This is a genomic window from Vogesella mureinivorans (assembly GCF_007644035.1).
In the GTDB taxonomy this organism is placed as follows: Bacteria; Pseudomonadota; Gammaproteobacteria; order Burkholderiales; family Chromobacteriaceae; genus Vogesella; species Vogesella mureinivorans.
The window spans coordinates 1-345 of the sequence record NZ_VMTV02000542.1 but is presented as its reverse complement, the minus strand read 5'-3'; the positions used below and the strand labels follow the sequence as shown (position 1 = coordinate 345).

Sequence of the window (345 nt, the reverse complement as noted above, 5' to 3'; positions counted from 1 at the left end):
ATCTGCGCCCAGCCGGCCGGGCTCAGCGGATCGTCCAGCTGGCCGCGAAAGCCGACCTGACCGGTGTCGCCATGGCGCAGCAGCTCAAGCATCGGCAGCCCCGCTGACGCCGGCTTCGGCGAAGGTGGCCATGCCGGCATGCAGCGCGCAGGCAAGCCGCAGCAGCGGCACCGCGACCGCTGCACCGCTGGCCTCGCCCAGGCGCAGACCAAGCTCGAGCAACGGGGTCGCATGCAGCGCCTGCAGCAGGCGCGCATGGCCCTGCTCCTCGGATCGATGCGCGAACAGCAGCCAGGGCCGCACCTCGGCGTTCAGATGCACGGCGCACAGCGCGGCGGCGCTGGC

General features: G+C 73.0%; 1 protein-coding gene. It reads right to left on the bottom strand.

The window, feature by feature from the left end:
* Positions 1 to 84: 84 nt before the first annotated feature.
* The coding region (locus FLQ44_RS14455) for a nicotinate-nucleotide--dimethylbenzimidazole phosphoribosyltransferase (protein ID WP_206208896.1) at positions 85 to 345 on the bottom strand (261 nt) is incomplete at its 5' end.